Raw genomic sequence first — 425 nt, 5'->3', positions numbered from 1 at the left:
GTATATTGTGAGGGCATCAACACGGCATGGACTTGCTCTGCTCCGAGCGCATCGACAGCTATTGTTAACGTTAAGGCAGAGTCAATGCCTCCGGAGAGCCCAAGCAGTACGCCAGGGAAATTGTTTTTTCTGACGTAATCTCTGGTACCACAAACCAGTGCCTTATAAATAAGTGCTTCTTTGTCGAGGTAAGGGGTGATTGATCCGTCTATTTTGTTACCGTCTATATTGACAGTACATAAGCTTTCTTCAAAGGCAGGAGCCAGAGCACGGATAATACCTTGATTATCCATGGCTAAAGATTGCCCATCAAAAAGCAAATCGTCCTGACCACCAATTTGATTGACATAAATAATGGACACCCCTCGTTTAGCATAAGATCTTAAAAGCTCTTCTCTCAGCTGGTATTTACGATAATCAAAGGG

1 pseudogene is annotated in these 425 nt (G+C 43.5%); it reads right to left on the bottom strand.

Annotated features, from left to right (window positions below):
* Nucleotides 1-425, bottom strand: a pseudogene (locus H0X90_RS35420) (NAD+ synthase); the annotation flags it as partial.

Source organism: Burkholderia sp. 9775_39 (genome assembly GCF_015712225.1).
Lineage (GTDB): Bacteria > Pseudomonadota > Gammaproteobacteria > Burkholderiales > Burkholderiaceae > Burkholderia > Burkholderia cenocepacia.
The sequence above is the reverse complement of the archived record's forward strand: the minus strand, read 5'-3'. Positions and strand labels throughout refer to the sequence as shown.